2 tRNA genes and 3 rRNA genes are annotated in these 5457 nt (G+C 48.5%); all 5 read left to right on the top strand.

What is annotated here, in order from left to right:
• Positions 1–162: 162 nt before the first annotated feature.
• Positions 163–1701, top strand: a 16S ribosomal RNA gene (locus AC1Z3T_RS21000).
• A gap of 59 nt (positions 1702–1760) precedes the next feature.
• Positions 1761–1837, top strand: a tRNA-Ile gene (locus AC1Z3T_RS20995).
• Positions 1838–1881: 44 nt separating this feature from the next.
• Positions 1882–1957, top strand: a tRNA-Ala gene (locus tag AC1Z3T_RS20990).
• 359 nt (positions 1958–2316) lie between these two features.
• Positions 2317–5207, top strand: a 23S ribosomal RNA gene (locus tag AC1Z3T_RS20985).
• Positions 5208–5377: 170 nt separating this feature from the next.
• Positions 5378–5457 (top strand): 5S ribosomal RNA (gene rrf / locus AC1Z3T_RS20980); the annotation flags it as partial.

Here is a 5457-nt window from a genome sequence, read left to right as displayed (position 1 = left end):
GATCATTAAGAGAATATGAAGAACAACTTGTGTGGATTTTTACTGATTGATTGATCGAAATATTATCATTGATTGATTGGTTTAAATTACTCGAAGTTTATTTGAGAGAATTTGTCAGTACATTGATGAGCCAGAATTGTGACCTTAAGTCACTAATGATTTTAACTGAAGAGTTTGATCATGGCTCAGATTGAACGCTGGCGGCAGGCTTAACACATGCAAGTCGAGCGGGGGAAGTTGCTTCGGTAACTGACCTAGCGGCGGACGGGTGAGTAATACTTAGGAATCTGCCTATTAATGGGGGACAACATCTCGAAAGGGATGCTAATACCGCATACGCCCTACGGGGGAAAGCAGGGGATCACTTGTGACCTTGCGTTAATAGATGAGCCTAAGTCGGATTAGCTAGTTGGTGGGGTAAAGGCCTACCAAGGCGACGATCTGTAGCGGGTCTGAGAGGATGATCCGCCACACTGGGACTGAGACACGGCCCAGACTCCTACGGGAGGCAGCAGTGGGGAATATTGGACAATGGGGGGAACCCTGATCCAGCCATGCCGCGTGTGTGAAGAAGGCCTTATGGTTGTAAAGCACTTTAAGCGAGGAGGAGGCTCTTTTGGTTAATACCCAAGATGAGTGGACGTTACTCGCAGAATAAGCACCGGCTAACTCTGTGCCAGCAGCCGCGGTAATACAGAGGGTGCGAGCGTTAATCGGATTTACTGGGCGTAAAGCGTGCGTAGGCGGCTTTTTAAGTCGGATGTGAAATCCCCGAGCTTAACTTGGGAATTGCATTCGATACTGGGAAGCTAGAGTATGGGAGAGGATGGTAGAATTCCAGGTGTAGCGGTGAAATGCGTAGAGATCTGGAGGAATACCGATGGCGAAGGCAGCCATCTGGCCTAATACTGACGCTGAGGTACGAAAGCATGGGGAGCAAACAGGATTAGATACCCTGGTAGTCCATGCCGTAAACGATGTCTACTAGCCGTTGGGGTCTTTGAGACTTTAGTGGCGCAGCTAACGCGATAAGTAGACCGCCTGGGGAGTACGGTCGCAAGACTAAAACTCAAATGAATTGACGGGGGCCCGCACAAGCGGTGGAGCATGTGGTTTAATTCGATGCAACGCGAAGAACCTTACCTGGTCTTGACATAGTAAGAACTTTCCAGAGATGGATTGGTGCCTTCGGGAACTTACATACAGGTGCTGCATGGCTGTCGTCAGCTCGTGTCGTGAGATGTTGGGTTAAGTCCCGCAACGAGCGCAACCCTTTTCCTTACTTGCCAGCATTTCGGATGGGAACTTTAAGGATACTGCCAGTGACAAACTGGAGGAAGGCGGGGACGACGTCAAGTCATCATGGCCCTTACGACCAGGGCTACACACGTGCTACAATGGTCGGTACAAAGGGTTGCTACCTAGCGATAGGATGCTAATCTCAAAAAGCCGATCGTAGTCCGGATTGGAGTCTGCAACTCGACTCCATGAAGTCGGAATCGCTAGTAATCGCGGATCAGAATGCCGCGGTGAATACGTTCCCGGGCCTTGTACACACCGCCCGTCACACCATGGGAGTTTGTTGCACCAGAAGTAGGTAGTCTAACCGTAAGGAGGACGCTTACCACGGTGTGGCCGATGACTGGGGTGAAGTCGTAACAAGGTAGCCGTAGGGGAACCTGCGGCTGGATCACCTCCTTAACGAAAGATTGACGATTGGTAAGAATCCACAACAAGTTGTTCTTCATTGATGTATCTGAGGGTCTGTAGCTCAGTTGGTTAGAGCACACGCTTGATAAGCGTGGGGTCACAAGTTCAAGTCTTGTCAGACCCACCAAGTCTACTGAATACAGAAGAGCAGATATATTAAGATCTTAAGCTGGGGACTTAGCTTAGTTGGTAGAGCGCCTGCTTTGCACGCAGGAGGTCAGGAGTTCGACTCTCCTAGTCTCCACCACTACTACGCAGTTACCTGATTAAAAAAAAGATTGATTATAGAAATTAATGAACTGAAGTTTATAGAGTTTATTAACTTCTGTGATTTATCACAGTGAACTACTTGCTGACGAGGCGGTAGTGAATCATTAACAGAATATATTTGAGTTGAAATAATTGTTTAACTCGTTTTATGAAGCTTAACAAGCAATTGTTAAAGCGGAATGAAATGAGAACTAGCGATAAAACTGAATCAAGCGTTTTGGTATATGAATTAAATTGAAGCTGTACAGTGATTAAGTTCACAAGCAACAAATAGAAGTGGTTAAATCCACATTGTTGATCCTACTTGTAGGGATTAACGACTGTTTGGGGTTGTATAGTCAAGTAATTAAGTGCATGTGGTGGATGCCTTGGCAGTCAGAGGCGATGAAAGACGTAATAGCCTGCGATAAGCTTCGGGGAGGCGGCAAATATCCTGTGATCCGGAGATTTCTGAATGGGGAAACCCACTTACCATAAGGTAGGTATCGCATGATGAATACATAGTCATGCGAGGCGAACGAGGGGAAGTGAAACATCTCAGTACCCTTAGGAAAAGAAATCAATTGAGATTCCCTCAGTAGCGGCGAGCGAACGGGGATCAGCCCATTAAGTTATATGTGTATTAGCGGAAAGCTCTGGGAAGTGCTACCGTAGAGGGTGATAGTCCCGTACACGAAAGTGCACATATAATGATGACGAGTAGGGCGAGGCACGTGAAACCTTGTCTGAATATGGGGGGACCATCCTCCAAGGCTAAATACTCCTGACTGACCGATAGTGAACCAGTACCGTGAGGGAAAGGCGAAAAGAACCCCTGTGAGGGGAGTGAAATAGATCCTGAAACCGCATGCATACAAGCAGTGGGAGCCGACTTGTTCGGTGACTGCGTACCTTTTGTATAATGGGTCAGCGACTTATATTCAGTAGCAAGGTTAACCGTATAGGGGAGCCGTAGAGAAATCGAGTCTTAATAGGGCGTTTAGTTGCTGGGTATAGACCCGAAACCGGGTGATCTATCCATGAGCAGGTTGAAGGTTGGGTAACACTAACTGGAGGACCGAACCCACTGTCGTTGAAAAGCCAGGGGATGACTTGTGGATAGGGGTGAAAGGCTAATCAAACTCGGTGATAGCTGGTTCTCCCCGAAAGCTATTTAGGTAGCGCCTCGGACGAATACCATAGGGGGTAGAGCACTGTTTCGGCTAGGGGGTCATCCCGACTTACCAAACCGATGCAAACTCCGAATACCTATGAGTACTATCCGGGAGACAGACTGCGGGTGCTAACGTCCGTAGTCAAGAGGAAAACAATCCAGACCGCCAGCTAAGGCCCCAAAATTATAGTTAAGTGGGAAACGATGTGGGAAGGCATAGACAGCTAGGAGGTTGGCTTAGAAGCAGCCACCCTTTAAAGAAAGCGTAATAGCTCACTAGTCGAGTCGGCCTGCGCGGAAGATGTAACGGGGCTAAAACTATATGCCGAAGCTGCGGATGTATACATTGTATACGTGGTAGGGGAGCGTTCTGTAAGCCGATGAAGGTGTGTTGAGAAGCATGCTGGAGGTATCAGAAGTGCGAATGCTGACGTGAGTAACGACAAAACGGGTGAAAAACCCGTTCGCTGAAAGACCAAGGGTTCCAGTCCAACGTTAATCGGGGCTGGGTGAGTCGACCCCTAAGGCGAGGCCGAGAGGCGTAGTCGATGGGAAATTGGTTAATATTCCAATACTTCTGTGTAATGCGATGAGAGGACGGAGAAAGTTAAGTCAGCCTGGCGTTGGTTGTCCAGGTGGAAGGTTGTAGGCATGCATCTTAGGCAAATCCGGGGTGCTCTATGCTGAGAACTGATAGCAAGCGAGTTTACTCGTGAAGTGGCTGATACTATGCTTCCAGGAAAAGTCTCTAAGCTTCAGTTACACAGGAATCGTACCCGAAACCGACACAGGTGGTCAGGTCGAGTAGACCAAAGCGCTTGAGAGAACTCTGCTGAAGGAACTAGGCAAAATGGTACCGTAACTTCGGGAGAAGGTACGCTGCTGACGGTGATAGGACTTGCTCCTTGAGCTATTGGCAGCCACAGAAACCAGGCCCCTGCAACTGTTTATTAAAAACATAGCACTCTGCAAACACGAAAGTGGACGTATAGGGTGTGATGCCTGCCCGGTGCTGGAAGGTTAATTGATGGGGTTAGCGTAAGCGAAGCTCTTGATCGAAGCCCCAGTAAACGGCGGCCGTAACTATAACGGTCCTAAGGTAGCGAAATTCCTTGTCGGGTAAGTTCCGACCTGCACGAATGGCATAATGATGGGGGCGCTGTCTCCAGCAGAGGCTCAGTGAAATCGAAATCGCCGTGAAGATGCGGTGTACCCGCGGCTAGACGGAAAGACCCCGTGAACCTTTACTGCAGCTTGACATTGAACTTTGATCTTACTTGTGTAGGATAGGTGGGAGGCTTAGAAGTAGCGACGCCAGTTGCTATGGAGCCATCCTTGAAATACCACCCTGGTAATATTGAGGTTCTAACTCTGTCCCGTTATCCGGGACGAGGACCATGTCTGGTGGGTAGTTTGACTGGGGCGGTCTCCTCCTAAAGAGTAACGGAGGAGTACGAAGGTGCGCTCAGCGTGGTCGGAAATCACGCGTAGAGTATAAAGGCAAAAGCGCGCTTAACTGCGAGACCCACAAGTCGAGCAGGTACGAAAGTAGGTCTTAGTGATCCGGTGGTTCTGTATGGAAGGGCCATCGCTCAACGGATAAAAGGTACTCTGGGGATAACAGGCTGATACCGCCCAAGAGTTCATATCGACGGCGGTGTTTGGCACCTCGATGTCGGCTCATCTCATCCTGGGGCTGAAGCAGGTCCCAAGGGTATGGCTGTTCGCCATTTAAAGAGGTACGCGAGCTGGGTTTAGAACGTCGTGAGACAGTTCGGTCCCTATCTACCGTGGGCGTTGGAAATTTGAGAGGATCTGCTCCTAGTACGAGAGGACCAGAGTGGACGAACCTCTGGTGTACCGGTTGTGACGCCAGTCGCATCGCCGGGTAGCTATGTTCGGAAGGGATAACCGCTGAAAGCATCTAAGCGGGAAGCCTACCTCAAGATAAGATTTCCCTAGGACTTTATGTCCTCTAAAGAGCCGTTGAAGACTACGACGTTGATAGGTTGGATGTGGAAGTGCGGTGACGCATGAAGCTGACCAATACTAATTGCTCGTGAGGCTTGACTATACAACACCCAAGCAGTTGTATATGTAGCATCATTTGATTCATAAAAGATCAAAGATACTTGATTTAGTTGTAAAGCTAGTTACAATAACCAACTCAAATGTTCTTCTGTTAAACTCATTTGGAACAAAGTAAGGCATACCCATAAGACCCGAAAAAGTCCATAACAGTTTGCTGGCGACAATAGCAAGAGTGAACCACCTGATCCCTTCCCGAACTCAGAAGTGAAACCTCTTAGCGCTGATGGTAGTGT

The organism is Acinetobacter sp. B-6, assembly GCF_056930735.1.
Note: the sequence above shows the minus strand (reverse complement) of the source record. Positions and strands in the feature narration are given on the sequence as shown.